Annotated in this window: 23 protein-coding genes and 1 tRNA gene; 10 read left to right on the top strand and 14 right to left on the bottom strand. The window is 66.9% G+C overall.

The window, feature by feature from the left end:
• Positions 1 to 108 precede the first annotated feature (108 nt).
• Together JOE57_RS09315 and JOE57_RS09310 are read left to right on the top strand one after the other, a co-directional pair.
• On the top strand, positions 109 to 1,011 hold the full coding sequence (locus tag JOE57_RS09315; protein WP_338041233.1) for a phytanoyl-CoA dioxygenase family protein: 903 nt from the start codon (positions 109 to 111) through the stop codon (positions 1,009 to 1,011).
• 91 nt (positions 1,012 to 1,102) lie between these two features.
• On the top strand, positions 1,103 to 3,004 hold the full coding sequence (locus JOE57_RS09310; RefSeq protein ID WP_204917430.1) for a beta-L-arabinofuranosidase domain-containing protein: 1,902 nt from the start codon (positions 1,103 to 1,105) through the stop codon (positions 3,002 to 3,004).
• Between the two features lie 48 nt (positions 3,005 to 3,052).
• Here the strand turns inward: JOE57_RS09310 and JOE57_RS09305 are convergent, their stop codons facing one another.
• Positions 3,053 to 4,027, bottom strand: a complete 975-nt coding sequence (locus tag JOE57_RS09305) for a hypothetical protein (protein ID WP_204917429.1) — start codon at positions 4,025 to 4,027, stop codon at positions 3,053 to 3,055.
• Between the two features lie 284 nt (positions 4,028 to 4,311).
• On the opposite strand from JOE57_RS09305, the gene JOE57_RS09300 reads away from it, so the two are divergent.
• Positions 4,312 to 5,739 (top strand): RCC1 domain-containing protein, encoded by a 1,428-nt coding sequence (locus tag JOE57_RS09300; protein WP_204917428.1) that lies wholly within the window; start codon positions 4,312 to 4,314, stop codon positions 5,737 to 5,739.
• Positions 5,740 to 5,915: 176 nt separating this feature from the next.
• Here JOE57_RS09300 and JOE57_RS09295 read toward each other — a convergent pair whose 3' ends face one another.
• The 5 genes from JOE57_RS09295 to gyrB form a co-directional block, all read right to left on the bottom strand.
• Complete coding sequence (locus tag JOE57_RS09295) at positions 5,916 to 6,383, bottom strand: helix-turn-helix domain-containing protein (protein WP_204917427.1); 468 nt, start codon at positions 6,381 to 6,383, stop codon at positions 5,916 to 5,918.
• Positions 6,384 to 7,455: 1,072 nt separating this feature from the next.
• Positions 7,456 to 7,532: transfer RNA gene (locus JOE57_RS09290), tRNA-Ile, on the bottom strand.
• A 102-nt stretch (positions 7,533 to 7,634) separates the two neighbouring features.
• On the bottom strand, positions 7,635 to 8,579 hold the full coding sequence (locus JOE57_RS18950; protein ID WP_204917426.1) for a DUF3566 domain-containing protein: 945 nt from the start codon (positions 8,577 to 8,579) through the stop codon (positions 7,635 to 7,637).
• On the bottom strand, positions 8,572 to 11,232 hold the full coding sequence (gene gyrA / locus JOE57_RS09280) for a DNA gyrase subunit A (RefSeq protein ID WP_204917425.1): 2,661 nt from the start codon (positions 11,230 to 11,232) through the stop codon (positions 8,572 to 8,574). The genes JOE57_RS18950 and gyrA overlap by 8 nt, the downstream gene beginning before the upstream one ends.
• 30 nt (positions 11,233 to 11,262) lie before the next feature.
• Positions 11,263 to 13,254 (bottom strand): DNA topoisomerase (ATP-hydrolyzing) subunit B, encoded by a 1,992-nt coding sequence (gyrB, locus tag JOE57_RS09275; protein ID WP_239579394.1) that lies wholly within the window; start codon positions 13,252 to 13,254, stop codon positions 11,263 to 11,265.
• A gap of 381 nt (positions 13,255 to 13,635) precedes the next feature.
• Between gyrB and JOE57_RS09270 the strand changes: the two genes are divergently transcribed.
• Positions 13,636 to 14,322 (top strand): hypothetical protein, encoded by a 687-nt coding sequence (locus JOE57_RS09270; RefSeq protein WP_204917424.1) that lies wholly within the window; start codon positions 13,636 to 13,638, stop codon positions 14,320 to 14,322.
• A 30-nt stretch (positions 14,323 to 14,352) separates the two neighbouring features.
• Here the strand turns inward: JOE57_RS09270 and JOE57_RS09265 are convergent, their stop codons facing one another.
• From JOE57_RS09265 to dnaA, 8 genes are all read right to left on the bottom strand, one after another.
• Positions 14,353 to 14,880 (bottom strand): hypothetical protein, encoded by a 528-nt coding sequence (locus JOE57_RS09265; protein WP_204917423.1) that lies wholly within the window; start codon positions 14,878 to 14,880, stop codon positions 14,353 to 14,355.
• Positions 14,877 to 15,458, bottom strand: coding sequence for a hypothetical protein (locus JOE57_RS09260; protein ID WP_204917422.1), 582 nt, complete (start codon positions 15,456 to 15,458; stop codon positions 14,877 to 14,879). Before JOE57_RS09260 ends, JOE57_RS09265 begins: the two co-directional genes overlap by 4 nt.
• A complete protein-coding gene (locus JOE57_RS09255; protein WP_204917421.1) occupies positions 15,455 to 16,813 on the bottom strand; it encodes a hypothetical protein in 1,359 nt (452 codons plus the stop codon). The genes JOE57_RS09260 and JOE57_RS09255 overlap by 4 nt, the downstream gene beginning before the upstream one ends.
• A gap of 64 nt (positions 16,814 to 16,877) precedes the next feature.
• The gene (locus JOE57_RS09250; RefSeq protein ID WP_204917420.1) at positions 16,878 to 17,453 is read right to left on the bottom strand and encodes a DciA family protein; all 576 of its coding nucleotides are present in this window, start codon (positions 17,451 to 17,453) and stop codon (positions 16,878 to 16,880) included.
• Positions 17,443 to 18,591, bottom strand: a complete 1,149-nt coding sequence (gene recF / locus JOE57_RS09245) for a DNA replication/repair protein RecF (protein WP_204917419.1) — start codon at positions 18,589 to 18,591, stop codon at positions 17,443 to 17,445. Before recF ends, JOE57_RS09250 begins: the two co-directional genes overlap by 11 nt.
• A 9-nt stretch (positions 18,592 to 18,600) precedes the next feature.
• Positions 18,601 to 19,497 (bottom strand): phosphogluconate dehydrogenase (NAD(+)-dependent, decarboxylating), encoded by an 897-nt coding sequence (gene gnd, locus JOE57_RS09240; RefSeq protein ID WP_204917418.1) that lies wholly within the window; start codon positions 19,495 to 19,497, stop codon positions 18,601 to 18,603.
• Positions 19,498 to 19,626: 129 nt separating this feature from the next.
• The gene (gene dnaN, locus JOE57_RS09235; RefSeq protein ID WP_204917417.1) at positions 19,627 to 20,787 is read right to left on the bottom strand and encodes a DNA polymerase III subunit beta; all 1,161 of its coding nucleotides are present in this window, start codon (positions 20,785 to 20,787) and stop codon (positions 19,627 to 19,629) included.
• Positions 20,788 to 21,213: 426 nt separating this feature from the next.
• Positions 21,214 to 22,698 (bottom strand): chromosomal replication initiator protein DnaA, encoded by a 1,485-nt coding sequence (gene dnaA, locus JOE57_RS09230; protein ID WP_204917416.1) that lies wholly within the window; start codon positions 22,696 to 22,698, stop codon positions 21,214 to 21,216.
• Between the two features lie 489 nt (positions 22,699 to 23,187).
• Between dnaA and rpmH the strand changes: the two genes are divergently transcribed.
• The 6 genes from rpmH to rsmG all read left to right on the top strand — a co-directional run bounded on the left by rpmH (position 23,188) and on the right by rsmG (position 26,320).
• Entirely contained in the window at positions 23,188 to 23,325 is a 138-nt protein-coding gene (gene rpmH / locus JOE57_RS09225) for a 50S ribosomal protein L34 (RefSeq protein WP_204917415.1), read from the top strand.
• A 26-nt stretch (positions 23,326 to 23,351) separates the two neighbouring features.
• Positions 23,352 to 23,732 carry a ribonuclease P protein component gene (gene rnpA / locus JOE57_RS09220; RefSeq protein WP_204917414.1) on the top strand — a complete coding sequence of 127 codons (381 nt, stop codon included), beginning with the start codon at positions 23,352 to 23,354 and terminating at the stop codon, positions 23,730 to 23,732.
• Positions 23,729 to 24,061 (top strand): membrane protein insertion efficiency factor YidD, encoded by a 333-nt coding sequence (yidD, locus tag JOE57_RS09215; protein WP_204917413.1) that lies wholly within the window; start codon positions 23,729 to 23,731, stop codon positions 24,059 to 24,061. The genes rnpA and yidD overlap by 4 nt, the downstream gene beginning before the upstream one ends.
• A gap of 8 nt (positions 24,062 to 24,069) precedes the next feature.
• Positions 24,070 to 25,050 (top strand): membrane protein insertase YidC, encoded by a 981-nt coding sequence (gene yidC / locus JOE57_RS09210; RefSeq protein ID WP_420827699.1) that lies wholly within the window; start codon positions 24,070 to 24,072, stop codon positions 25,048 to 25,050.
• 155 nt (positions 25,051 to 25,205) lie between these two features.
• Positions 25,206 to 25,721, top strand: a complete 516-nt coding sequence (locus tag JOE57_RS09205) for a Jag family protein (protein ID WP_204920336.1) — start codon at positions 25,206 to 25,208, stop codon at positions 25,719 to 25,721.
• Positions 25,718 to 26,320: a 16S rRNA (guanine(527)-N(7))-methyltransferase RsmG gene (gene rsmG, locus JOE57_RS09200; RefSeq protein WP_204917411.1), complete on the top strand. Its 603-nt coding sequence runs from the start codon at positions 25,718 to 25,720 to the stop codon at positions 26,318 to 26,320. The genes JOE57_RS09205 and rsmG overlap by 4 nt, the downstream gene beginning before the upstream one ends.
• Positions 26,321 to 26,671 lie beyond the last annotated feature (351 nt).

Genomic DNA, 26,671 nt, shown 5'->3' with positions numbered 1-26,671 from the left:
GCCATCGTCAGAACAACCCCGGCCACAGCCGCCAGCGGGGGACCCCGGCCCTTCACTGAACGCGGGGCCAATCAGGTGGCCCGGGTCGATCTCATCGGAAGGATTCCCGTGCACTCTCAGCAGCTGGCCGATGAAGACGTCGACCACTTCATCCGCCATGGCTACGTCGTAGTGAAGGACTGCTTCAGTCCCGAGTCGGCGCAGGATTGGATCGACCGCGCCTGGGTCCGTTTCGGCTATGACCGGGAAGACCCGTCCCAATGGCTCGAGAAACGCATCCACCTGTCGACGCTCGCGTCGGTGGACACGCGAGTGTTCGCCCCGAAGGCCTTCGCCGCGGCCGTCCAACTGGTGGGCGGGGAGGACCGCGTCGAGCTGCCCTGGAACTGGGGTGACGGCTTCATCGCCAACCTCGGGGTCGGCGACGACCGGGCATGGCAGGCGCCGACTCCTGAGATGGACGGGTGGCACAAGGACGGCGACTTCTTCCGCCACTTCCTGGACTCGCCCGAGCAGGGCCTGCTCACCATCGTGCTGTGGACCGACATGCTCCACCAGGGCGGCGGCACCTTCATCGCCACCGACTCGGTGCCAGTCGTCGCCCGGTACCTCGCGGAGCACCCCGAGGGTGTCCTGCCGACCGACTTCGACTTCCGCGCGCTGACGCGACAGTGCAACGAGCTCGTCGAGCTGACCGGCGACGTCGGTGACGTCGTGCTGATGCACCCATACATGCTCCACGCGACCTCGCAGAACGTCATCAAACACGGCCGGCTGATCACCAACCCGCCCATCGCACTCCGCGAGCCCATGCAATTCGACCGGGAGGACGTCGACTCCTTCTCCGCCGTCGAACGGGCCGTTCTCCGCGGCCTCGGCGTGGACCGCTTCCCGTTCCAGCGGACGCGTGAGCGCGAAAGGGTGGTGCCCGAGCGGATCCTCGCTCAGCAGCGTCGCGAGGCGGCCGAGACCGCACGGCTGGCGGCAGCCGCGGCCGCGGCCCAAGACTGATCCGTGCTCGGGTTCGAAGCACCCTGGCCTGTGGTCAATCATCTGATGTCTGGGCGTAAGGTCGAGCAGCGCCTGAGGAGGCCATATGTGGATGTCACAGCGTGAGGTCGGGCTCTGGGGACGGCTGGGCCCCGGGCCGGTGCAGGACCGGTGGCGGCTCAACCGGGACTACGTGACGAGCCTGAGGCCGGAGAACCTGCTGCGGCCTTACCTCACCGAAGCCGGCCTGTGGAGCTACTCTGGCTCGTTCGGCACTACGGTGGGCCGTCCAGACGTCCGCGGACCGCAGACCTGGCACTGGGGTTGGGAATCGCCGACAAGCGAGCTTCGTGGGCACATCCTGGGCCATTGGCTCTCTGCTGCGTCCCGGATCGGCGTGGACGACGCCGCGACCGCCGTCCGAGTCGACGGAGTGCTGGCCGAACTGGGCCGCTGTCAGCAGGCCAACGGCGGCGAGTGGCTCGGACCGTTCCCCTCGGCGTTCTTGGAGCGGGCTGCTGCGGGCGCAAAGGTCTGGGCGCCGCAATACACCCTGCACAAGCTCTTCATGGGACTGCTCGACGCGCACCGGACCGGCCACGAGCAGGCCCTGCCGCTCGCTGTCGCTTTCGCCGGCTGGATGGAGCGGTGGACGGCGAGGTTCAGCCGCACTGAGATGGACGACCTGCTCGACGTCGAGACCGGCGGGATGCTGGAGGTCTGGGCTGACCTGTTCGGCCTCACCGGCGACCCGCTGCACCGCCAGCTGCTTGAGCGGTACGACCGGCCCCGTTTTTTCGGGCCGTTGCTGGCCGGCGAGGACGTGCTGACCAACAAGCATGCCAACACCCAGATCCCGGAGGTGCTGGGGGCCGCCCGCGCCTGGGAGGTGACCGGTGATGACCGTTGGCGCGACATCGTGCACGCATTCTGGCGGTCGGCGGTGACTGACCGCGGCACGTACTGCACCGGCGGCAGTACCAGCGGCGAAGTGTGGCAGCCACCGCACACGCAGTCACCGCGGCTGCACGCCGTACAAGAGCACTGTGCGGTCTACAACATGATGCGACTCGCCGAAACGCTCTACCGGTGGACCGGCGAGGCCGCCTACGCCGACTATTGGGAGCGCAACCTCGTCAACGGGATCTTCGCCCAACAACACCCCGAGACCGGGATGATCAGCTACTTCCTGCCGTTGTCCGCTGGCAGCGCCAAGGCGTGGGGCCGGCCCACCGAGGACTTCTGGTGCTGCCATGGCACGTTGATGCAGGCGCACGCCTGGTACCCCGATGCCGTCACCCACCGGCTCGCCGCCAGCGACACGGGTGAAGGTGCGTCCACCGACGCTGCGACGCTCCGGGTCACCCAGTATCTGCCGTCCACCGCACTCTGGGAGGTCGGCGGAACCGAGGTGATGGTGACCGTCGAGAATGATGCCGGGCACGGACCGATCGGCGGTCAGCGGCAGACGGCGAGCGCGCTGGAGCACATTCAGCGGGTCGACCTGCCCCGCCAGCCGGTGCAGCGGCCCACCGCTGAGACCCACGAGGTACAGGTGCGTGCAGCCCGGGTCGAGTTCACGCTCGAGATCCGGGTACCGGACTGGGTGAACGGCGAACCTTCCGTCACGTTGAACGGCGAGCCGGTCGCGGTGGCCGTCTCGGAAGGCTTCATTGCCCTCCGACGCATCTGGGAGCACGACACGGTCCGAATCACGCTGCCGAAGGCATTGACAGCGGTCGAGCTGGGCGACCGCCCCGGAACGGTTGCCTTCCTCGACGGACCGCTCGTGCTCGCCGGACTGGTTGACGAGGAACGCACCCTCATCGGCGACCCGAAGCGTCCCGATTCGATGCTGATTCCCGACCAGGACCGCCACCACAGCTGGTGGACAACCGGAACGTACCGCACCGTCGAACAGGACCGTGGGTTCAGGTTCATCGGGATCGACCAGGTCCGGGAGGAGACCTATACGGTCTACTTCCCGGTGCGACCGGGCGGCCAGATCCGCTGACCCAGTTGGAGCCTGTCGTGGAGGTCCTCAACCAGTGGGGTGCAGCCGCTAGAACCGGATATTCAACTGAGACTCGACAACGGTGGCCGGCGTGCACACGCCGTGCTCGAGGGGATCACCGAGAGAGGCGCTGCCTGAGGCCCAGTAAAGGCCGACGACCCGGTCGAAGCCGCCATCGTCTTGAGCCAGTACCACCGAGCCCGAGTCGCCGCTGTCGCCGAAGATCACCGTCTGCGGAAAGTCGATGTGCACCTGGAGCTGGCCGGTCAGGGTGCGAGAGGTGCTCGCACCGACGGCGGGCATGTCGGAGTAGTCGGCCGTTGCCGACAGGAACGTTCCAGACACCCAGCCGAAGGTGAGCCCGGTCGTAGCCCCGCGCTTGGAGACGTGCACCGCATGCGTGACGTCGACCGTACCGAACACCGGGCCGATCTCCTTGATCTCCGGTACGGAGTCGACCTCGAGCCTGCAGACCGCCGCGTCGACGGTGCCGGTGGCGGTGGTCTCCGGGAACGCCCAGCGCTCGAGCGTGCCGATCCGATCACCGGGCAGTACTCCGAGCACCGACGGCCGCGGTTGTACGATCTCGTCGCCCTGAGCCCGGTTGATGTCATGGCACAGTACGTGATGGTTGGACAGGCCGTAGAAGACGGACGGATCTGCCGCATCTCTGACGATCGACCCGAGCGTGCCGACGAAATCTGAGCCGGTTGCATGGAAGCGCGACGCGGCCACGGAGACGCCCCCGAGGACAGGCCGTTCCCGATCGATGTCCGGCAGCGAACCGGTGATCTGGAAGACCCGCTGGATGATGACCACCGGAAATGGGAATAGCGCTGTCGCCTCGACCACAGCAGCCGGAACATTGTCACGGTCGGGGACGAACACCCGCAACGCGAGGTCCTCGGGGTCGGGTGCGTCTTCGTCCCGTACCCCAACATCACACCCGCTGATGAGCCCTGCCTCGAACAGCGGCGCCTCGAAGAGCTCCTTCGCGGCCAGCACCTCTGGGGGAATGTCCATCTGGGCCTCGATCCCGTCCTGTGCCTCCATACTCGACCTGCACACGCCGCCCTGCAAGAGGATCCCGGCGGGAGCATTGCGATCGCCAAGGTCCAGCTGCGGCTCCCTGACCAGCCGAGCCAGAAAGCCTCGTCTGCATGGGTCCCACACACGCACTTTCCGCTAGCGTGACAATCACGGGCCGCAGTGTGGCGGTTTGGCAGGTGTCGGCGGGGGTCTGGATGTCGAAGAATCGTGCCCGACGTGGATTGCGACCAGCTCTGGTGGGGTTGTTCGTTGGGTCCATGTTCGCAGCGTTGCTGCCTTCTCTCAGCTCGGCGGAGGTCGTGCTGCCGCTGCCTGACGTCAAGCCGGGGCGGGTCGTGACCTGGGGAGGAGGGGCCGATCGTCAGGAGCTTCTCAAACCACCGGCTGACCTGGATGATGCGGTGGCGGTTACCGCCAGCGACAGCGCGGGCAGCTATTCCAGTTTGGCTCTCAGAGCCGACGGCACCCTTGTGGGTTGGGGGCTGAATGCCTTCGGCGAGACGACGCCGCCGGAGGATCTGACCGGTGTGGTGTCCATCGACAGTGGGCCAGGTTTCTCGCTGGCACTGCGAGCTGACGGCTCAGTGGTGGCCTGGGGATCCGACGTGTCTGGCCAGACCGACGTGCCCGACGACCTGGGACCGGTGACGGCCGTCTCGGCGGGAGGCTACTTCAGTTACCAGGGCATCGGGTTGGACGACCAACCCTGTGGGTTTGCGCTGGCTCTGCGCCAAGACGGGACTGTGGTCCGGTGGGGCAAAGACAGTCCCCAACTGGGTTGCGACTTTATCGATGCCCGGCTGAACCCTCCGGACGGGCTCGCGCATGTTGTCGCCATTTCGGCTGGTTCGAGGCAGGCGCTGGCACTTCGCTCCGACGGCACTGTAGTGGCGTGGGGCAGCGGGGTTGCGGCGGGTTTGGATGGGACGCCGCCTGAGCAGTGGTCGAACATCGTGGCCATCTCTGCAGGCAGTGGGAACAGCCTGGGACTCCGCGCCGACGGGACTGTCCTCGCCTACGGGATCTGGGGTGAGTCTGGTCCTCCGCAGGTGACTGATGTCGCGGCAGTATCCGCCTCGAACCGAGATGTGTTCCTACATCGGGACAGGACAGTCACGGTCTACCCAGAACTGAGGGAAAGCGTTCCGCAGGGCGACGGCTATCAATCCGTCTCGGCGGGCTTTGACTATGCCCTTGCCATCCAAGCTGAAGAAGGTCTTCCGACGGAACCTGTGATCGGTTCGGCGGTGGTGCAGCCGTGGGTGGACGCCAATCCGGCCGGGACGGCGGAGGCGTTCCAGTACGTGGCGACCGGCAGCGGTACGGTCACCACCTTTCGTGCCTATCTTGACGACGCGAGCACAGCCGAGCGGCTGGTCGTGGGTGTGTACGACGACGAAGGTGGCGAGCCAGGGGCGCTGCTCGCTACGGGCCGTTCCTCCGAGTTGAAGGCCGGGGACTGGAACTCGATCTCCCTTGGCGCAGGTACGGAGATCACCGCAGGCCAGCCATACTGGCTCGCGCTGCTCGCTCCCCTCTGCTCCGGCACCATAAGGTTCCGTGATCTCCCCGAGGGAGAAGGCGGTCCTACGAGACTCGGCTTTGGCGACGACGTGGCTCTGCCGAGCCATTGGAGAAGCAGCCGCGACTTCACCAACTCCCCGGCCTCCATCTACTTGAACTGACCACCCCGAGCTTGAGCTGGTGGGATGGGTGGGCGTAAGTGGACTTGAACCACTGACCTCTGCCTTATCAGGTCCGGCACGCCACGCTCGCAAGGCCGGTTTCGCGCTCAGCGGGAGTCCACGTGCGTCCACCACGGTTAACCTGGAAGCGCCTGCGTTGTCACACAGTTAGACACTCACCGCCAACGCTTGGATGAGCTCACTACTCTCGAGTCGTCTCCGCCTTCCCACGGCTTGACCCCGTAGTCCTTCCACACCGCCGCGACAGTGGCGTGGTCAACACCCAGCCGTGGCGCGAGCAGCCGCGACGACCAGTGCGTGACACCCAGGCTCTGCGGTGGCGGGGTCAGGGTGGCCGCGATGACTGCGGCCCGGTCGACCGTCCGCGGCCGGCCCGGCCGCTTCTCATCTCCCAGTCCAGACAGGCCCCGCGCGGCGTACCGGGACCGCCACAGGTTCACCGTCGGACGCGTCACCCCCACCCGCTCGGCGATCACGTAGTTCGCCACCCCCTCCGAGGCCAGCAACACGATCCTGGCCCGCTGCGCCGCCGAGGCCGGCGCCGTGGACGACCGAGTCAGACGTTCCAGCTCTGACCGGTCACCAGCCCTAAGCAGCAACGGCTCTGCAGTCTTGTTCGCCACACGTCATTATCCCACCAAACCGTATATATACTTCAACGACAGGTCACTAGGGGGCCCCCGGCCGTCGATGGCTTGGTGCTTGCCGACCGTCCAGGGTTGTCCGGTTCGGGCCAGGTGACGAGCGTGCCGTTGACTGTCAGTTCGAGTGGCAGCCCCACTGTTCCACAGGTTCGACTACCCGTGCGCGCTGTCCAGCCTCGTCCTGCACCGCGGCCCGCCCGAGGCCCCGTCTGACTGGTCGGGCCGTAGGAGCGTCTGTACTTCCGGGTCTTGCGACCGCACATCCGCGGACCGGTCCACCTCAAGCCCCAAGAACTTTCGGTCTGATTCATCGAATCCGGCCATCTGACCTGACCATTCCTGCACACTCGGTGCCAGGGAAGTATCACCAAACTCTTCGGGGGAGAGAATGACACGATTCACAAGAAGTGCACGTTGGCTGTCCTGCGCCGCACTGTTGGCCATCCTTGGCGCAGCGTGCACCCCAGCCGCGTCCGAACCCATTACCAGCCCCACTTCGCAGCCGCACGCCACCAGCGGGCCGCCACCGGGTGAGATGCCACCAAACCCCGGGCCACCGTCGAAGGGCTCCAAGGGATCAGCGTTGACCCATGATTGCAACACGACCAGTTGGACGTGGCCGTGGTGTGACATACCCTGGCCGTCGATCCCTCGCTTCAGGGGGGGTAATGGCCGACCTGACCTAACCCCGAAAGCGAGTGCCTGGTGTAGGAGTGACTACATCAAGGGGAGCAACTCCGGATACACCTACTGGATCCTGACTCAGAACACGAAGTACAACCTCAGGTTCTGGCCTGACTACTACAGCCGCTACTACGAGGCGATCTACTGGGACGGTAGAGCGTGGCAATGGATTCCCGTCGACAGCAGATACCCCAACGTGATCATGGGCCAGAGAGTGAACTGTGACGCCTAGGGGCGTGTCGATGAGACATGTCCACGTTTGCGGTTGATCTTGTCGAGGACCTCGTCGGGGGTCTTGCGACATCCACGCGAAAGGCCTGTATACGTCGTCCTCCGCCTGCGGTAAAACACCTAGTCAGAGCTAGTTTGGTGGGCCTAAGTGGACTTGAACCACTGACCTCTGCCTTATCAGGGCAGCGCTCTAACCGTCTGAGCTATAGGCCCGCGCGAACGCGGCTGGTGCCAGTTGCAGCACCGAACGGCAAGGCTAGCCCATAGGTCGGCGGTGGCTCAAATCGGTCGCCGACCCAGGGCCAGTCCAACCGCTCAGTCTTCGGCGAGGGTGACTTCCAGGCCACCGAGCATGGTCGCCGCCAGGTTGTACAGGAACGACCCCAGGGTGGCGATCGCGGTGAAGATCACCACATCGACGCAGGCCAGCAGCGCCGCCACACCCATCACCTTCTGGGTGTTGACGTACTGCTCGATCTGGAACGGCGTGGTGTCGCCCGGAGTGGAGACGACCGCCTGGATCATCTCGTTCACCGAGTCGAACAGACCGGACGAGCCGATCACGGTCCACACCACATACACCGCGACGACCAGCATGATGCCGCCGGCGATGGAGAACAGGAATGAGGTCTTCATCACCGACCACGGATCCAGCCTGGACAGTCGCAGCCGCGCCTTCCGGGTCCGCCGGGCCGTGCCGGGTCGGGGCTTGCCCGCTTCTGTCACGGCGGCCTGCGCAGCCGCCGCCTTCGCCGGGACCGGACGCGACGGCGCGGAACCAGCCGACGACGGTGTGGACGTCGGCACCACCGGCAGCACGTTGGTGTCGTTGGCCGACCCGGCCGACGTGCCTGGTCGGACCGGCTGCTGGCTGCCGGTCCTCGACGCGCCGGTCGCTGTGCCGCCGACCGTGCCCGGACGCTGCCAGGCGGCGGCCGCCGTCGGCGCGGCGCCGTCGGCCGGCTCCTCGTCCTTCTTGGCCAGACCCAGCCGGTCGCGCAGCGAGGTCTTCGGCCTATCCGCGGCCGGTACGGCCCACGCCGGAGTACCGCTCTGCTGGGGCTGACCGGACGGCGGACCGGCCGGCGCCGCTCGGCTCGCCTCGGGCGGAGGTGCCGGTCGATCCCCGTTTGACCCGCCGGGCCGACCCTCGGTGACCGGCCTGGCGGCGGACCGCTCAGCGGCGGTGCGAATCACCGTCGCGTCGCCGGCCTGGGGAGGCTGGCCCTGGGGCCTCTGACCCCTGTCGCCTTCACTCACTGCTGTCCTCCTCGACCTCTGGACCGGAGTCCGCTTCCGCCTCGTTCGACTCAGCGCCGGTGGGCGCATCGTTCAATTCTGCGCCGTCAGGCTGATCTGGCAAATCGGCACCGACCTGCTCGGCCTCCGATCCTGCCTCATCCTCGTCCACCGCGACCAGTTCCACTGCCTCTGCCGTGGCTTCAGGGTTGAGGGCGATCACAACCACGGAATCGTCATCACGCACTCCTACAAACTTCACACCCATGGTGTCACGACCCTTGACCGCCACCTCTGCAACGGCGCTGCGGGTGATCTGACCGCTCGCCTTGATGGCGATGACCTCGTCGTTCTCCGTCACCACCAGCCCTCCGACCAGGGATCCACGGTCCTCGTTCAGCTTCATGGCCTTGATCCCGAGGCCGCCGCGACCCTGCACCCGATACTCCGACACCCGGGTCCGCTTGGCGAAACCGCCGTCCGTGACGGTGAACACGAACCGGTCGTCCTCGGCGGAACCGGCCGAGATGATGGACATCGACAACAGCTCGTCGCTGTCGCGGAACTTCATCCCGGTGACGCCGGAGGTGGCCCGGCCCATCGGCCGCAGCTGGCTGTCGTCGGCGGCGAACCGGATCGCCTGACCCTTGCGCGAGACCAGCAGCACGTCGTCCTCGGAGGAGCACAGCTCGGCGCCGATCAGCTCGTCGTCGTCGTCGCGGAAGTTGATCGCGATCACGCCGGCCTGGCGCGGCGAGTCATACAGCGGCAGCGCCGTCTTCTTCACCAGGCCCTGTTTGGTCGCCAACAGCAGGTAGGGGAACGCCTCGTAGTCCCGGATCGCCAGCACCTGGGCGATCCGCTCGTCCGGCAGGAACGACAGCAGCCCGGCCACGTGACCGCCTCTGGCGTCGCGTCCCGCCTCCGGGAGCTGCCACACCTTGGCCCGGTAGACCCGACCCTTGTTGGTGAAGAACAGGATCCAGTGATGGTTGGTGGTGGCGAACAACTGATCCACCTCATCGTCGGTACGCAGAGTGGCGCCGCGCACTCCCCTGCCGCCACGGCGCTGCACCCGGTACTGATCGGTCCGAGTCCGCTTCGCGTAGCCGCCCCGGGTAATCGTCACCACGACCTCCTCGTCCGGGATGAGATCCTCGTTGGACAGGTCGCCGTCAGCGGAGATGATCTCGGTCCGGCGCTCGTCGCCGTACTTGTCAACGATCTCGGTCAGCTCGTCGGAGACGATCTGCCGCTGCCGCGACGGCGAAGCCAGGATGTTCTTCAGGTCGGCGATGATCCGCTCAAACTCGGCCAGCCGGTCGACGATCTTCTGCCGCTCCAGAGCGGCGAGCCGCCGCAGCTGCATGTCCAGGATCGCGGTCGCCTGCTCGTCGTCGATCTCGAGCAGCTCCTTCAGCCCCTCCCGCGCCTCGTCGGTGCTGGAGCTGCGGCGGATCAGCGCGATGACCTCATCCAGCGCGTCCAGCGCCTTGACCAGACCGCGATAGATGTGCGCCTCGCGTTCGGCCCGGTCCAGCCGGAACTGGGTCCGGCGCTGGATGACCTCGATCTGATGAGCGATCCAGTAGGAGATGAACTGGTCCAGCCGGAGCGTGCGCGGCACGTCGTCGACCAGCGCCAGCATGTTGCAGCCGAACGTGTCCTGCAGCTGGGTGTGCTTGTAGAGGTTGTTCAGCACCACCCGCGGCTGGGCGTCACGCTTCAGCACGATCACGAGCCGCTGACCGGTCCGGGCCGAGGTGTCGTCGCGGATGTCGGCGATTCCGGTCAGCTTGCCACCGTTCACCAGCTCGGCGATCTTCTGCGCCAGGTTGTCGGGATTGACCATATGCGGCAGCTCGTTGACCACCAGCAGGGTCCGCCCGCCCTTGTCCTCCTCGAGGTTGACCACGGCCCGCATGATCACCGACCCGCGACCGGTCCGGTAGGCGTCCTCGATCCCCTTCCGGCCGACGATCAAGGCGCCGTTCGGGAAGTCCGGGCCCTTCACCCGCTCCATCGCGGCCTCGAGCAGCTCAGGGGCGCTGGCCTCCGGGTTGCTCAGCGACCACTGCACCGCCTCGGCGACCTCACGGAGGTTATGCGTGGGGATGTTGGTGGCCATGCCCACCGCGATACCGGTCGAGCCGTTGACCAGCAGGTTGGGGAACCGGCTCGGCAGGACGACCGGCTCCTGTTCCTTGCCGTCGTAGTTGGCCTTGAAGTCGACCGTGTTCTCGGTGATGTCCCGGACCATCTCCATCGCCAACGGCGCCATCTTGCACTCGGTGTAGCGCATCGCCGCTGCCGGGTCGTTGCCGGGGGAGCCGAAGTTGCCCTGGCCGTTGACCAGCGTCGCGCGCATCACCCACGGCTGGGCCAGCCGGACCAGGGTGTCGTAGATGGCAGAGTCGCCGTGCGGGTGATACTGACCCATCACCTCGCCGACCACCCGGGCGCATTTGTTCCAGCCGCGATCGGGGCGGTAGCCGCCGTCGTACATCGCGTACAGGATGCGCCGGTGCACCGGCTTCAGCCCGTCGCGCACGTCCGGCAGGGCACGGCCGACGATCACGCTCATCGCATAGTCGAGATAGCTGCGCTGGATCTCGACCTGCAGGTCGACCGGCTCCAGCCGGTCCGCGGGACCCTGGGGCGGCGTTTCAGTCATTCAACACTCCTTGGTTCGGCCAGTCGTCGATCAGATGTCGAGGAAGCGGACGTCTTTGGCGTTGCGCTGGATGAACAGCCGCCGTTGCTCCACGTCCTCCCCCATCAAGATCGAGAACATCTCGTCGGCACGGGCCGCGTCCTCCAGGGTCACCTGCAGCAGCACCCGACGCTCCGGGTCCATGGTGGTCTCCCACAGCTGGTCGGGGTTCATCTCACCCAGACCCTTGTACCGCTGGATCGCGTTCTCCCTCGGCAGCCTCTTGCCCATTTCCGCTCCCAGCCGCAACAGCGCGTCACGCTCAGCGTCGGTGTAGGCCAGCTCGTGCGCAGCGTTGGTCCAGCCGATCCGGAACAGCGGCGGCTGAGCCAGGAACACATGCCCCGCCTCGATCAGCTGGCGCATGAACCGGAACATCAGGGTCAGCAGCAGCGTACGGATGTGGGCGCCGTCGACATCGGCGTCGGCCATCATGACGATCTTGTGATAGCGCAGCTTCGCGATGTCGAAGTCGTCGTGCACGCCGGTACCGAGAGCGGAGATGATCGCCTGGACCTCGTTGTTCTGCAGGATCTTGTCGATCCTGGCCTTCTCCACATTCAAGATCTTCCCGCGAATCGGCAGGATCGCCTGGATCCTCGGGTCGCGACCACCCTTGGCCGAGCCGCCGGCCGAGTCGCCCTCGACGATGAACACCTCGCACTCGGACGGGTTGGTCGACTGGCAGTCGCTCAGCTTGCCCGGCAGGCCACCGCCGCCGAGCAGTCCCTTCCGGTTGCGGGCCAGGTCGCGGGCCTTGCGGGCCGCGATCCGTGCAGTCGCCGCGGCCATCGACTTGCGGACGATGTCGCGACCCTCCTGCGGGTTCTTCTCGAACCAGTCGCCGAGCTTCTCGTTGGTCACCTGCTGGACGAAGGACCTGGCCTCGGTGTTGCCCAGCTTGGTCTTGGTCTGTCCCTCGAACTGCGGGTCGGTCAGCTTGACCGAGATGATCGCGGTCAGCCCCTCGCGGATGTCGTCACCGGTGACGCGGTCACCCTTCTTGATCAGGTTCCAGGTCTCGCCCCACTTGTTGACGGTGTACGTCAGCGCCGCCCGGAAACCCTCCTCGTGGGTTCCGCCCTCGTGGGTGTTGATCGCATTGGCGAAGGTGTGCACCGACTCGTTGAACGAGGTGTTCCACTGCATCGCCAGCTCGAGGCTCATCCCCTCCTCGGGCCGTTCGGCCTCCACCGCGACCACAGTCGGATGGATCGTCTCCTTGGTGGAGATCAGATACTTGACATAGTCGATCAGCCCGTCGTCGTAACGGAACGTGTCGGTGAGCTTCTTGCCCTCAGCGTCGACCCGCTCGGGACGCTCGTCGATGATCGTGATCGACAGGCCCTTGTTCAGGAACGCCATCTCCCGGAACCGGGCGGCCAGCGTCTCGTACGAGTAGACCGTCGTCTCGAAGATGTCCTCGCTGGCATAGAACGTAACCGTGGTGCCGGTCTCGTCGCACTCCTCCAGCCGCTCCAGCGGGCCGTCCGGCACCCCCAGCGAGAAGTCCTGGGTCCAGCGATAGCCGTCCCGGCGCACCTGGACGTTGAGCCTGCTCGACAGCGCATTCACCACCGAGACACCCACCCCGTGCAGGCCGCCGGACACCTTGTAGCCACCGTCGCCGAACTTGCCGCCGGCGTGCAGCACGGTCAGCGCCACGGTCACCGCCGGGATCTTCTCCTTCGGGTGCTCCTTCACCGGGATGCCACGGCCGTTGTCGGTCACCTCGATCCCGCCTCCGGGCAGGATGCGGACCGTGATGGTGTCGCAGTACCCGGCCATCGCCTCGTCCACAGCGTTGTCCACAACTTCCTGCACCAGGTGGTGCAGACCCCGCTCGCCGGTGGACCCGATGTACATGCCGGGGCGTTTGCGGACGGCCTCCAGCCCCTCCAGGACGGTGATGGACTCCGAGTCGTAGACACCCGGGGTGTTGGAGGAGACGATCGGTCCAGAGGGGATGAACGGTCCGGTCATCTCCGGCTCTTCGGGCATCTCAGCTGCATCCGTCACTGGCAAGGGGCTCCTGTCACGCGCGCGCCGCTCGCACCTGGACCCTGGTCAGGGTGTCGAGGATGGAGCGGCACTGTCATTGCGGGCTGGTCGGACCTGCTGGCCCGACCGTCGTAGATGTGTCCATCTTACCGTGTCCAGACTCCAAATCGCGCACGCGGAGGCCCTCTGTGGACACCAGACAGCCATCCACAGCCCTGTGGGCCCGGTTTGGGACGCCTGACAGGGTGGTCCGAGAGGGCGGATACGTACCCGGGGCTGCTGGAAGCTCTAATGCGCCGAAACCGGCGCCGCGCCAACCGCCTCGCCGACCCTGTGCGCACCGGCCAGCCCTAGACTGTCCGGGTGTCCCAGGACCCCCACACCTCAGCAGCTGCCGACCCGTCCTGGGTCGACCCCGCCTGGGCTCCCCCGGACGACCGCGATCGGCCCGGTGACGAGCTGCACCGGTCCGTGTCGGTTGTCGTCGGGGTCTCGGTGCTGGTGCTGTCGCTGGTGGTCGGCCTGCTCTGGGGATTCGGCGCCTTCGGCAGGCGCACCGACCTGCTCAAGGACCGTGCCCCTGGCACCGTGCTGGAGACCGGCCCGTTCGAGCTGACGTTCTCCGAGGCGACCGCCCAGCGGAAGAAGGACTTCGACGACACGTACTACTGGGAGGTCATCATGGTGGGCACCGGCCGGACGACGGCCGACGAGAGCATCGCCCCCGAATACTCCGGGAGCTCCGGCATGTTCGTCGCCCGGGACCCGAACTCCTCCCAGACGCAGGACCCGGAGTCGATCAAGATCGGGACCGGTGAGTCCTTCACCGGTGCCAGCACGTTCACGCCCGGCCTGCCCCCGACCAGGTTCCAGGTGACGTTCAAGTTCAGCGCCGACTACCGCCCGGCCCGGACGATCCGGTTCGGCGTCTTCATCCTGGAGTTCGGCAACCGGACCCTCACCGGACAGGGCGAGAAGGGATGGAAGAACTCCAAGTACGCCTACCACCTGCACCTTCCGGTCACGGTGCTGCCGGAGGAGAGCAGCTGATCATCGACCCGCCGGCGACGGTCCGCCGGCTCAGCGGGCCGGACTGATCACCATCAACGGTGCGCCGGTATAGGGCTCGACGCCCAGTCCGTACAGCGAGCCGGCGAAGCTCTCCGGGACCTGGTAGATCTGCTCGTAGACGTACGGGCTGGCCGACTGCATCTGCGCACTGTCGCAGTAGCCCGGAAGTGTGCGCTGGACGTAGTCGTCGTAGTTCTCCCAGGTGCGCCCCTCCGGTCCGACCAGATCCGTCTTGCAGAACCAGTCCGACTTGATGTCGTCCACCACCACCTGCACCCGGGCGACCACGAAGACCGTGTTCGCGGGTGCCGGCACGTCCTCCCCGTCACTCGAGGCGAGCGTCCTGGTCTGCGCCAGGGACAGCACCCGATAGCTCACGCCCTGGGTGGTCGCCGTCTGCCCGGGAGCCAGCTGCTGGTAGCGCGACTCGGTGTGCATCGCGGCATAGGTGGTCCAGACCGTCAGGTAGATGCCCACCAGCATCGCCGCGCAGGCCGCCAACAGCCAGGCCCGGGCTCGCTCCGGCAGGCTGCTCATGGAATCGCCCTGCTGCTGCCGTACTCCTCGGTGTCCAGGGTCCGGTCGGCTGCTCCGGTGCGCCACTGCTCGGCGTTGCTGCGGGTGATTCCGAGAGTGACCAGCGCCCGCTGGCTGATTCCGTGGACGATCTCGCGCTGCCAGATCCGCAGGGTCAGGTCGTCGATCCGCGCCGGGTCGACCTCGAAGACCAGGTCGGCCTGCTGCTCGAAACCGGCCTCGGCCCGCAGTGAGCCCAACGACGTGTAGCTGGCATAGACCCGCTTGCCGCTGGCCAGTTCCGCTCCGGAGAGCGCGGCACTCTGGTCGGGCGCCCTGAGCACCACCCGGACGACGACGAACATCCCGGCGGTGGTGGCCGCGACCTCCCCGCGGTGAGCGATCCTGGTGCCGGTCTGGACCCTGGTCACCAGGAGGTCCGCACCGTTGATGCGCACTGGGCGGCCGATGGTGCCGTTGATGTCGTCGAAGTCCTCCGCCGGCTCACTCACCTTCAGCCCGATGGCGGCAATCACGACGCAGGCGAAGGCCACCAGCACGGACACGATCTTGGCCCGCCCATTCTGGGACATGCTCATCGCACCCCCGCCAGCTCCGGCAGCGCGACCCGGTCCTGCGGATGCGCGCGCGACAGGAACACCAGCAGGCAGCGGTGGAAGGCCACCGCCAGCAGGCAGATCCGCAGCGGTTCGAAGGGCAGGGTGTACACCAGGTCGAAGATCGGTGAGGTGACCTGCCAGAAGCCCACCAGATGCCCCCCGACCAGGGTGATCACCAGCGTATGCAGGTAGTTCTGCAGGATCTCCTGGATGGCGTACACCAGCACGTACGCACCCAGGAAGACGGCCCCGGCACGCAGCACCAGCCGGATCGAGTGGAACGTCGGCAGATACTTGTCGTCGATGTCGCCCAGGAACGCCGCCCTGATCTCGCTGCCGACGCGGGCCATTCCGATCGGTGGCTGCCCTGCCCGGAGCGGCAGCCGAGCCCCGACCCTGGCCACCCGCCGTGCCCCGGGTGCCCGGCTGGCTATCGGTTGGCCCTTGCGCCACAGTTCCGCGATGGAGATCACGTTCGAGCCGAAGATCAGCGCCGCCACCGCCAACCAGCTGATCGGCTGGCTCAGAACGTCGGCGAACGCCGGCCAGACCTGCTCGGAGAGGAAATCCCCGACGGCGACCAGCACCGCCGGCAGGTCGATCTTGAGGACCGACAGCAAATCGGCGAGCCGATCCCGGAAGCTGGCGAACCATCCCACAATGGCCCGGTCGGTCACCCAGATCATGAAGGACTGGAACAGCCGTTGCGCCCCCAGGATGACGAGCAACATGAAGAAGGACTCGATCAGGGCGACGACGACCCCGAGCGGGCGCCAGTCGGTCCGCTCGTGCAGCAGGTCGACCAGCCTCCTCAGTGCGTAGACGCCAACCACGATCGCCGCCAGCCGGACCGGATGCTTCGTGGCCGCGTCATAGAGCACGCCGAGAACGGTGTCGTTGTCGCCGAAGACCCCGTTGCGGCCCAGCTGCTCGGTGGCCAGCTCGTCGGCGGCCTTGGCCACCTCACCGAAGGCGGCGTAGATGCCGAGGAAGGGCAGCAGGGTGATCGCCAGCAGATGGCTGATGCCATCGTCGCGACGGTCCTCAACCCGTTCCTCCGGCGGGATCAGCTCCTTGATGTGCAGCTCCCGGCCGGCCAGCCGCAACATCAGGATGATGGCGCCCAGCTTGCTCAGGAAGCCGAAGGAGAAGACCACCAGGGCCAGCCAGGCGCTCAGGTCGCCGGCGGCAACGGCCAGTTTGAGGGCCAACTGGTAGCCCAGCCAGCCGAGCAGATAGAGCGCCACCAGCTGCGGCAGGAGTCGCCACCAGAGCCGTCCGGTGTCGACGACCAGCGTCCGGATGTCGGCCCAGACCAGAGCGAGTGGGTTCATCGCCCCGCATCCTAGTTGACCCCCCGGGCCACCTCATCGGACGCGTTGGGGAGGCGGTCGCTGCTCAGCCGTAGGTGTCGCGGGGACCGCGGCCGTCTCGGACCGACAGCCGGCCCTTCTTCCAGGACGGCGCCTCCGGGCCGAGGACCTTGACCGAGGTGACCGTGCCGTCGCCGAGCTCGGCATTGAGCTTGGCCACCAGCTGCGGCGCCATCGACCGCAGCGACGTCGCCCAGACGGTCGAGTCGGCGCGGACGGTCAGCACGGTGTCGGTGTAGCCGACCGGGGCTGAATGGGCAGCGTTGGTGGGGCCGACCAGCACCGGCCAGCGACCGAGCAGGACGTGCACGTTGATCTCCCGCGACCAACCCTTCGAGTCGACCAGCCGGCCCATCGCCGCCGACAGCGGCTGTGGGTCGCGGTCGTCGGGATGGGCGCCCGAATGCGACGGATCGGGCGACCGGGCCGGGCGGCGGCGCCGGCGGCGGCCCTTGGATCCGGCGGCAACCGAGTTGGCGATCTCGCGGGCAAGCCCGAGACCGGTCGGTTCATGCGTGACGCCTCGCGCAGGCTCGACCGGCTCCTTCTCGCTGCCCGCGCCATCGTTACTCGGGCCGCCGTTGGTGGTGTCAGGCAGCATCAGCGCTGACCTCCCCGCCACCGACGACGTAGCGTCGCCCTTGCAACAGCTCGGGCACGTCGGCACCGACGGCCGCCGTCACCAGCACCTGCTCCGCGTCGGACACCCCGGCCGCCAGCCGCTCGCGGCGGGTGCTGTCGAGTTCGGCGAAGACGTCGTCCAGCACCAGCACCGGCTCCACCCCGTCGGCCCTGAGCAGGTGGAAGCTGCCCAGCTTCAACGCCAGCGCGAACGACCAGGACTCGCCGTGGCTGGCGTAGCCCTTGGCCGGCAGCGCACCAAGGACCAGCTCGACGTCGTCGCGGTGCGGGCCGACCAAAGACACACCGCGCTGGATCTCGTCGACCCGCCGCTCCTGCATGGCGGCCCGCAACACCTCAGCCAGGTCGTCCCGCCGGGTCAGCTCGCCCAGCTCCAGCGTCGTCTTGTAGGTCGCCGTCGCCTCGTTGTTGGTCGGTGCGATGTCGGCGTACGCCTTGCTGGCGTGCGGCATCAGGGCGGTGAGCGTCGCCAGCCGCGCCTCCAGCAGCTCACCGCCCACCTTGGCCAGGTGGGAGTCCCAGACCTCCAGCGTGGACTCGGCGTGCGGGTCGTCCCGCTCGGCCCGGGAGAACCGGCGACCACTGAGCGACTTCAGCAGGGTGTTGCGCTGTCTCAGGACGCGGTCGTAGTCGCCGCGGACGCCGGCCATCCGTGGCCAGCGGGAGACCACCAGCTCGTCGAGGAACCGGCGGCGCTCGCTGGGGTCGCCCTTGACGATGGCCAGGTCCTCGGGCGAGAACATCACCGTCCGCAGCAGCCCCAGAATCTCCCGCGGCCGCGGCAGCGGGGACCGGTTCAACCTGGCCCGGTTGGCCTTACCCGGGCTGATCTCGATCTCCAGCTGCAGCTGCCGCTCGTCGTCGCGGCCCGCCTGCACCCGGGCTCGGACGACCGCCCGTTCACAGCCGGCGCGGACCAGCGGCAGATCGGACGACACCCGGTGCGAAGACAGGGTGGACAGATACTCGATCGCCTCGACCAGGTTGGTCTTGCCCTGGCCGTTGGCGCCGACGAAGATCGTCACGCCGGCACCCAGCGGCACGTCGACCCCCACGTACGACCGGAAGTCGGCCAGCTGAAGATGATCGACGAACACCTACGCAGCCTAGACGTCGTCCAGGCTGGGCGACTCGGTCTTGACGGCGTGACCGCCGAACTGGTTGCGCATGGCGGCGACCATCTTCATGGCCGGCGACTCGTCCTGCCGGGAGACGAAGCGGGCGAACAGGGCCGCCGTCAGCGCCGGCACCGGCACCGCCAGGTCGATCGCCGCGTCGACCATCCACCGGCCCTCGCCGGAGTCCTCCGCGTAGCCCTTGATCTCCGACAGGTCGTTGTCAGCCTTGAGCGCCCGCACCATCAGGTCCAGCAGCCAGGACCGGATCACGGTGCCCTCCCGCCACGACTCGAACGTCGCCGGCACGTCGGTGACCACGTCCGCGGTCTCCAGCAGCTCCCAGCCCTCGGCGTAGGCCTGCATGATCGCGTACTCCATGCCGTTGTGCACCATCTTGGCGAAGTGGCCGGCGCCGTGCGGGCCGGCGTGCACGAAGCCGAAGTCGCCGACCGGCTTGAGCGCGTCGAAGACGGGCTGCACGGTCGCGACATCGGCCTCGTCGCCGCCCACCATCAGTGCATAGCCGTTCTCGAGGCCCCAGACGCCACCCGAGACGCCACAGTCGAGGAAGTGGATTCCCTTCTCGGCGAGCTTGTCGGCCCGTACCCGGTCATCGGACCACAGGGTGTTGCCGCCGTCGATGATGATGTCACCCTCGTCCAGGAGGTCGGCCAGCTGGTCGACGACCGGGTCGATGGCCTGCACCGGCACCATCACCCAGACCACCTTGGGGCTCTGGGTGAACTGCGACACCAGGTCCGGCAGGTCCTTGGCGTCGGAGATGTCCTGGTTGGTGTCGAAGCCGATCACCGTGTGCCCCCCGGCGCGGATGCGCTGGCGCATGTTGCCGCCCATCTTGCCCAGGCCGACGAGTCCGATCTCCATGTGCCTCTCCTCTCGTACCCCGCACTGTGCACGGCTTCCTGTCACTCTGCCAGGCGAATCTGCCTGGCTGAGTGAGGGTTTCCCAAGTCGACTTGGGAAACCGAACCAACGACCGACCCCCGAAGCGGGCTAGCCGGGCAGCCGCATCAACATGATCACATGCCGGTAGTCGGCGAGCGGCTCGCCGTCCAGCTCGGCCAGACCGGTGAGCTGGCACGGCTTGCTCGGGGCGGTGAAGGCGAAGTTGACGTACGGGGTGTCGAAGGCGCCCAGCGCGTCCAGCAGATAGCTGGGGTTGAAGCCGGCCGCGGTCACCGCCTGCGCTCCGCCGTCCACCTGCTCGATGGTGGCCTCGATCGCCTCCGACGCCTGTGCCTGGTCCCCGGTGGCGGCCTCCAGAGTGACCGCGCCGTCGCCGATCAGCATCCGCAGCGAGGTGTTCCGTTCGGCCACCAGGGCCACCCGGCGGGCCGCCGCGATCATCTCGGCGGTGTTCACCCGGACGTTCATGGCCGCCTGGGTGTTCATGATGTGCCGGACCTTGGGGAACTCCCCGTCCAGCAGCCGGGTGGTGGTCTGCCGCACGCCGCCGACGCCGTCGCCCTCGAAGCCGATGATGCCGTCACCGGCCGAGGAGTTGGCCAGGCTGAGGGTCACCTGCTCACCGGCGGTCATCGACTTCGCCGTCTCCGAGAGCACCCGGGCCGGGACGAGCGCCTGTGCCTCGACCTGGGTCGAGGCCGGGTTCCAGTTCAGCTCCTTCAGCGCCATCCGGTACCGGTCGGTCGCCAGCAGCGAGATGGTGTCCCCGTCGATCTCGATCCGGATGCCGGTGAACACCGGCAGCAGCTCGTCCCTTCCGGCGGCGACCACCACCTGCGAGACCGCCTGGGCGAACCTGTCGCTCGGCACCGCGCCGGTCGCCTCGGGCATGTGCGGCAGGGTCGGGTAGTCGGCCACCGGCAGCGTCTGCAGGGTGAACCTCGCGCTGCCGCAGACCAGCTCCATCTTGCTGTCATCGGCGGTGATGTCGACCGGCTTGGCCGGCAGCGAACGGGAGATGTCGGCCAGCAGCCGGCCGGAGACCAGGACCTCGCCCTCGTCACTCACCGTCGCCTTGACGCTGACCTTCGCCGACGTCTCGTAGTCGAAGCTCGACATCGTGACACCCGACGCGTCGGCCTTCAGCAGCAGTCCGGCCAGGATCGGCACGCTCGGCCGCGTCGGCAGACTGCGGGCCGCCCATTGGACGGCCTCGGCCAGTACGTCGCGCTCGAGTCGAATCTTCACTCTGCCTCCTGCAGTTGAGCGGATCGTACGGTTAACCCGGGCGCCGATGCTCCGCTGATCGTTCTGTGCGCCCGTAGCCAGGCGGCCCGACGATCATACCGACGCGGCGTCTGCTGTCACCTTGCTGGATCCGAACTACTCGGGGGTTGTGCACAGCTCGGGCCCGCACCGACTTAGAACCCCAAAGAGATATGTAACTTCTCGTCGTAGTCATAGGTGCTGGGGATTCTGTGGATAACCGGCGTTCTGGCTGGTCAGCCGGGAGATGAACTGCTGCCGACGCTGTGGAAACGCCAGAACTACACGGGGAGGATCTTGGGACAAGCTGCGCTGCCGACGGCGTCATCCCCGGCACTTCCCCAACGTGCGCGGCCATCATCCACAGTTGTCCACAGGGTTCTCCCCATGCTGTGGGGTCGTCGCCGGTCAGCGCTGGGTGGGCTGCTGCTTGATCCGGTTGGTCAGCTCGGTGACCTGGTTGAACACGCTGCGCCGTTCGGCCATCAGGGTGCGGATCTTGCGGTCGGCGTGCATGACCGTGGTGTGGTCACGGCCGCCGAACTGCTGGCCGATCTTGGGCAGCGACAGGTCGGTCAGCTCGCGGCAGAGGTACATCGCGATCTGCCGGGCCGTGACCAGGACATGGGTCCGGCTCTGCCCGGAGAGGTCGTCGATCGTCAGCCCGAAGTAGGCCGCGGTCTGGGCCATGATCGTGCCAGAGGTGATCTGGGCGTCCGCGCCTTCGGGGATGAGATCCTTCAGCACGATCTCCGCCAGCGACATGTCCACCTGCTGCCGGTTGAGGCTGGCGAACGCCGTGACCCGGATCAACGCCCCCTCCAGCTCGCGGATGTTGGTCTGGATCCGGCTTGCGATGAACTCGAGCACCTCGGGGCCCGCCGTCAGCCGCTCCTGGGCGGCCTTCTTCCGCAGGATCGCGATCCGCGTCTCGAGGTCCGGCGGCTGCACGTCGGTGATCAGCCCCCACTCGAACCGGCTGCGCAACCGCGGCTCCAGCGCCTCCAGCAGCTTCGGCGGCCGGTCGGAGGTCATCACGATCTGCTTCTGGGCGTTGTGCAGGGTGTTGAAGGTGTGGAAGAACTCCTCCTGCGTCTGGATCTTGCTTTCGAGGAACTGGATGTCGTCGATCAGCAGGACGTCGACGTCACGGTAGCGTCGGCGGAACTGGGCCGTCTTGTTTTCGCTGATGGCGTTGATGAAGTCGTTGGTGAGCTCCTCGGTGGAGACGTAGCGCACCCTGACCCGGTCGTAGTAGTTGCGGACGTAGTGGCCGAGGGCGTGCAGCAGGTGCGTCTTGCCCAGTCCGGAGTCGCCGTAGATCATCAGCGGGTTGTACGCCTTGCCCGGCGCCTCGGCCACCGCTACGGCCGCCGCGTGGGCGAAGCGGTTGGAGCTGCCGATGACGAAGGTCTCGAACGAGTACTTCGGGTTCAGCCGCGCATCGGCGTCGCGGCGGGCCCGCTCGACGTTGTCCGAGCCCATCGGCTGCGGCACGAAGCGTGCCCCCTGCGGACCGTTGCTGTGACCCTGGCTGACCTGGCCGTAGTCGTCGCCGGTCTGACCGAACCCCTCCAGGTCCGGTCCGGACTCGTCAGCGAAGTCCCCCTCGAACTCCTTCGGCGAGGCCGGCGGCCGTGGTGCATCGTCGGTGAGGGTGTTGTCGACGATGACGGCGACCCGGATCGGCCGGCCGTAGTAGTCCGACAGCGAGGACTCGATGTTGAGCCTGAACCGGTTCTCCAGCTGGTTGCGGGTGAAGTCGCTCGGCACGGCCACCATCAGGGTGTCCTCGTGCAGCGTCAGTGGCTTGCTGCCGTCGAGCCAGGGACGCTGCTCACGTGGCGACGCGGAATGGACATGATCCCAGGCCAGGATTGTCGAGCTCGCCATGCTCTGGGAATCGTCGCTCACTCGTTCTCGATCTCCGTCGTGGGTTAACGCGCCGGATCGACTCTGCACGAGTCCCCCCGAAGAGCGAGAAGGTGTGCTTCTCGGTCCGGCCTGACTGGACTCACCCTAGTCCTTCCACACACTTATCCACACCTTGTGCACAAATAGCGGGAAACACCAACGGCCACCAGCGAGGCGAGGCTCGGAGGCGGGTCGAACAACGGGCGACGCGTGACGCTAGCAAGCCTTTCGTCACGGGCGCAACCCTTGCAGCGTGTCCCTTTCGACTTTGTCCGGCGTGTCGAGTGGACAAGGTAGAGTGAGAGGTCCGGTGAGCTGGCTCAGGCACCGGAATCGACGCTCATCCCGGTTTGACCTGTCCACAGGCTCCCCGTACCGTTAGCAGGTCGCTGGTTTCAGCGTGCCAGTTCTCCGCGCCCTTGACAGGGGCGCTGCTGTCCACCTCAGAGAAGATATGGGAGTTATCCCGTGAGCAAGCGCACTTTCCAGCCGAGCAATCGGCGCCGCAGCCGTACCCATGGCTTCCGTCTGCGTATGCGGACCCGCGCCGGCCGCGCCATCCTGGCAGCGCGTCGTCGCAAGGGCCGCGCCAACCTTTCTGCATGAACCCAAGGCCCAGATAAGAGTCGCCCGTGTTGCCCCAGCCTTGTCGGATGCGCAGCGCGGCCGACTTCCGTGCGACCGTGAGGAACGGGGTACGGGTCGGTCGAGCGACGCTGGTGCTTCATGCTCGGGCCTCGAGCGAGGCGGATGCACCTGTCCGGGTCGGCTTCGTGGTCTCGAAAGCGGTTGGCAACGCGGTCACCCGAAACCGCGTCAAGCGTCGGCTCCGGCACCTGGTGCGGGACGAGCTGGTGGCGACGCCGCCAGGCTCACGGTTCGTGGTTCGGGCCCTGCCGCCGGCTGCGGTGGCCGGCGGTCAACTGGGTGACGACCTGCATGGAGCCTGGTCGAAGGCACTGCGGCGTCTCGACCCCGAGCGGGCCGAGTCGAGCCGGGTGACCACTCGATGAAGTACGTCCTGATCGGCCTGCTCAAGGTCTACCGGCTGGTCATCAGCCCACTCTACGGCGATGTCTGCCGCTACTACCCCAGTTGTTCGGCCTACGCGCTCGGTGCTGTCCAGCGCCATGGCGCGATCAAGGGCAGCTGGCTGGCCATCCGTCGGCTCCTGCGCTGCCATCCCTGGGCTGCCGGTGGCTACGATCCGGTGCCCGGGACCGAGGAGCCGGAGAGCGACGATTCGGACGAAACCGGGCCAGCGTCCACAATGGACGAAGCGAAAACCCCTGACCATGAAGATGCCGTGGCCGTGGCGGCCCAAGTACGAGGTGTGAAGTGATTCAAGCGCTGATTCCGATGCTGGTCCCTCTGAGTATCTGGGACCCCTTTATCGCCGTGGGCAGCGCCATCATGCAGCCGCTCTACTGGGTGGTGTCGGGCATCATGGTGCTCTTCCATGCACTGTGGGCGCCACTGCTGGGTGCCGACAGCGGCTGGACCTGGACGCTGACCATCGTCTCGCTGACGGTGGTGATCCGCACCCTGCTGATCCCCCTGTTTGTCAAGCAGATCCGCTCCTCGCGGAACATGCAGCTGTTGCAGCCCAAGGTGCGCGAGCTGCAGAAGAAGTACGGTCACGACCGGGAGAAGCTCGGCCAGGAGACCATGAAGCTCTACAAGGAGACCGGCACCAACCCACTGGCCTCCTGCATGCCGCTGCTGCTGCAGTCCCCCATCTTCATCGCCCTGTTCAGGGTGCTGGACGGCGCCGCGAACCAGACCCCGCGCGGCCACTGGCTGAAGGTGAACCCCGACCTGCTGACGTCGCTGCACGAGGCGACCATCTTCGGCGCCCGGATCTCGGACAAGTTCCTGCCGTTCAGCGGGACCATCACCAGCGTCCAGGTCGTCACAGTCGTCCTGATCCTGCTGATGACCGCGACGCTGTTCATCACCCAACTGCAGCTGATGCGCAAGAACATGCCACCAGAGGCGCTTACCGGCCCGTTCGCACAGCAGCAGAAGATGATGCTGTACCTCTTCCCGCTGATCTTCGCGGTCGGCGGCATCAACTTCCCGGTCGGTGTGCTGATCTACTGGTTCACCTCCAACCTGTGGACGATGGGCCAGCAGTTCTACGTCATCCGCCGCAACCCGGCTCCCGGGACGCCGGCCTACGACGCCTGGGAGGAACGCCACCGGGCGAGGGGCAAGGTCGTGAAGAAGGAGCAGGTCGTCGAGCCAGCAGCAGCCGAGGTGGCCGCCGTCCCGAACAAGCCGGTCCGGCAGCAGCCGCGCAAGCAGGCCCGTTCGCAGCGCAAGACCTGACCTGTGCCGAGCACCCGGTACGAAACCCACCCGCCCGCCGACAGCCATGCCGCTCGGCGGCCCCGAACCAGGAGGATGCCGTGAGCGACGGCGTAACAGACGAGCAGTCAGCCGACCCCATCGAGCGGGCGGAGCCAGAGAGCACGCCTGAGGCGATGCCGACAGAGCCGGACGCGGAGGACGCCCTGGACGAAGACGGCGACGAGGACGGCGAAGACAACCCGCTGGACACCGAGGGTGAGATCGCTGCCGACTACCTCGAGGAGCTGCTGGACATTGCCGACCTGGATGGCGACATCGACACCTATGTCGAGGGCGGCAGGGCTCATGTCTCGATCGTGAGCGAGAGCGACGTTCTCGTCGGCGCCAATGGCGAGGTGCTGGACGCGCTCCAAGAGCTCGCCCGCCTCGCGGTGATGACCGAGACCGGCAACCGCAGCCGGCTGATGCTCGACGTGGCCGGCTACCGGGATCGCCGTCGCAAGGAGCTGCAGGAGCTGGCCAGCGACGCCGTCGAGGAGGCCAAGTCCCACCACGAAGCGGTCCGGCTGGCGCCGATGAACCCCTTCGAGCGCAAGATCGTGCACGACGCTGTGGCAGCTGCCGGCCTGACCAGTGAGTCCGAGGGTGAGGAGCCCAAGCGCCGCGTCGTGGTGCTGCCGAGCGCGTGACTGCGGAGATCGCCGAGGAGGTCTTCGGCGAACACTTTGAGACCATTAGTAGATATGTCGATATATTGTCAAGTCGAGGTATCGAGTGGGGTCTGATCGGTCCCCGTGAGGTCGACAAGCTCTGGGATCGTCACATCCTCAACTCGACCGCCTTCAGCGGGTTGATCACCCCCGGCGCGACGGTCGTCGACGTCGGCAGCGGCGCAGGCCTTCCGGGCATCCCGCTGGCGGTCCTCCGTCCTGACCTGCAGGTGACCCTGCTGGAGCCGCTGTTACGCCGCTGCAACTTCTTATCCCAAGCTGTGGATGAGTTGGGGATAACTTCGCGGGTGAGCGTCGTCCGCGCCCGAGCCGAAGACCATGACGCCACCTACGAGGTGGTGACCGCCAGAGCCCTCGCGCCCCTAGGTCGTCTGATCGAGTGGTGTGCCGCGCTGATGGAGCCGCATGGGGTTTTACTCGCGCTCAAGGGCCGCTCGGCAGCGGGCGAGGTCGCCGCCGCCGCCGCGGACTTGGCGAGACGGCGCCTGACGGCGGACATTCTCACAGTCAGGGCTCACCCGCGGGCAGAATCCACCACCGTCGTGCGCGTCGCCTAAGGGCCGGTAGGCAACCTTTAGTACGGTTACTCCAGCACCGACCCAGGTGTGAGAAGCGAGGGACCGATGTTGCAGGATGACCTGGACGAGAACCAGGTGGCCCAAGGGCTGGGCTGGCCCCGAAGGGTGGTCATTGATCCACAGATTGGATGGCCCACCGTGCCACGTGAAACGCTGGATTGGACGAGTCATCCCCTACGTCGTGCCGCTGCACCGGCCCCGACAACTGAGTTGTCTGAGACGGAGGCGGTCAGCGAAGAACCTGTCCCCCGACGCGCGATGAAAGAGGGAGCGGCCCTACTGACGCGCACGCCGCTCCCGTCGCAGTCAGACGGTGTTTCACGTGAAACG

It is taken from the genome of Microlunatus panaciterrae, assembly GCF_016907535.1.
In the GTDB taxonomy this organism is placed as follows: domain Bacteria; phylum Actinomycetota; class Actinomycetes; order Propionibacteriales; family Propionibacteriaceae; genus Microlunatus; species Microlunatus panaciterrae.
This window is presented reverse-complemented; position numbering and strand designations above follow the sequence as displayed.

Bases quoted from the DNA above. Each gene is read 5' to 3' on its own strand.
- JOE57_RS09310 (WP_204917430.1), top strand. From the start codon at position 1,103: ATGTCACAGCGTGAGGTCGGGCTCTGGGGACGGCTGGGCCCCGGGCCG.
- JOE57_RS09305 (WP_204917429.1), bottom strand. From the start codon at position 4,027: ATGGACATTCCCCCAGAGGTGCTGGCCGCGAAGGAGCTCTTCGAGGCG.
- JOE57_RS09300 (WP_204917428.1), top strand. From the start codon at position 4,312: ATGTTCGCAGCGTTGCTGCCTTCTCTCAGCTCGGCGGAGGTCGTGCTG.
- gyrA (WP_204917425.1), bottom strand. From the start codon at position 11,232: ATGACTGAAACGCCGCCCCAGGGTCCCGCGGACCGGCTGGAGCCGGTC.
- gyrB (WP_239579394.1), bottom strand. From the start codon at position 13,254: ATGACCGGACCGTTCATCCCCTCTGGACCGATCGTCTCCTCCAACACC.
- JOE57_RS09265 (WP_204917423.1), bottom strand. From the start codon at position 14,880: ATGAGCAGCCTGCCGGAGCGAGCCCGGGCCTGGCTGTTGGCGGCCTGC.
- JOE57_RS09260 (WP_204917422.1), bottom strand. From the start codon at position 15,458: ATGAGCATGTCCCAGAATGGGCGGGCCAAGATCGTGTCCGTGCTGGTG.
- JOE57_RS09255 (WP_204917421.1), bottom strand. From the start codon at position 16,813: ATGAACCCACTCGCTCTGGTCTGGGCCGACATCCGGACGCTGGTCGTC.
- JOE57_RS09250 (WP_204917420.1), bottom strand. From the start codon at position 17,453: ATGCTGCCTGACACCACCAACGGCGGCCCGAGTAACGATGGCGCGGGC.
- gnd (WP_204917418.1), bottom strand. From the start codon at position 19,497: ATGGAGATCGGACTCGTCGGCCTGGGCAAGATGGGCGGCAACATGCGC.
- dnaA (WP_204917416.1), bottom strand. From the start codon at position 22,698: ATGGCGAGCTCGACAATCCTGGCCTGGGATCATGTCCATTCCGCGTCG.
- yidD (WP_204917413.1), top strand. From the start codon at position 23,729: ATGAAGTACGTCCTGATCGGCCTGCTCAAGGTCTACCGGCTGGTCATC.
- JOE57_RS09205 (WP_204920336.1), top strand. From the start codon at position 25,206: ATGCCGACAGAGCCGGACGCGGAGGACGCCCTGGACGAAGACGGCGAC.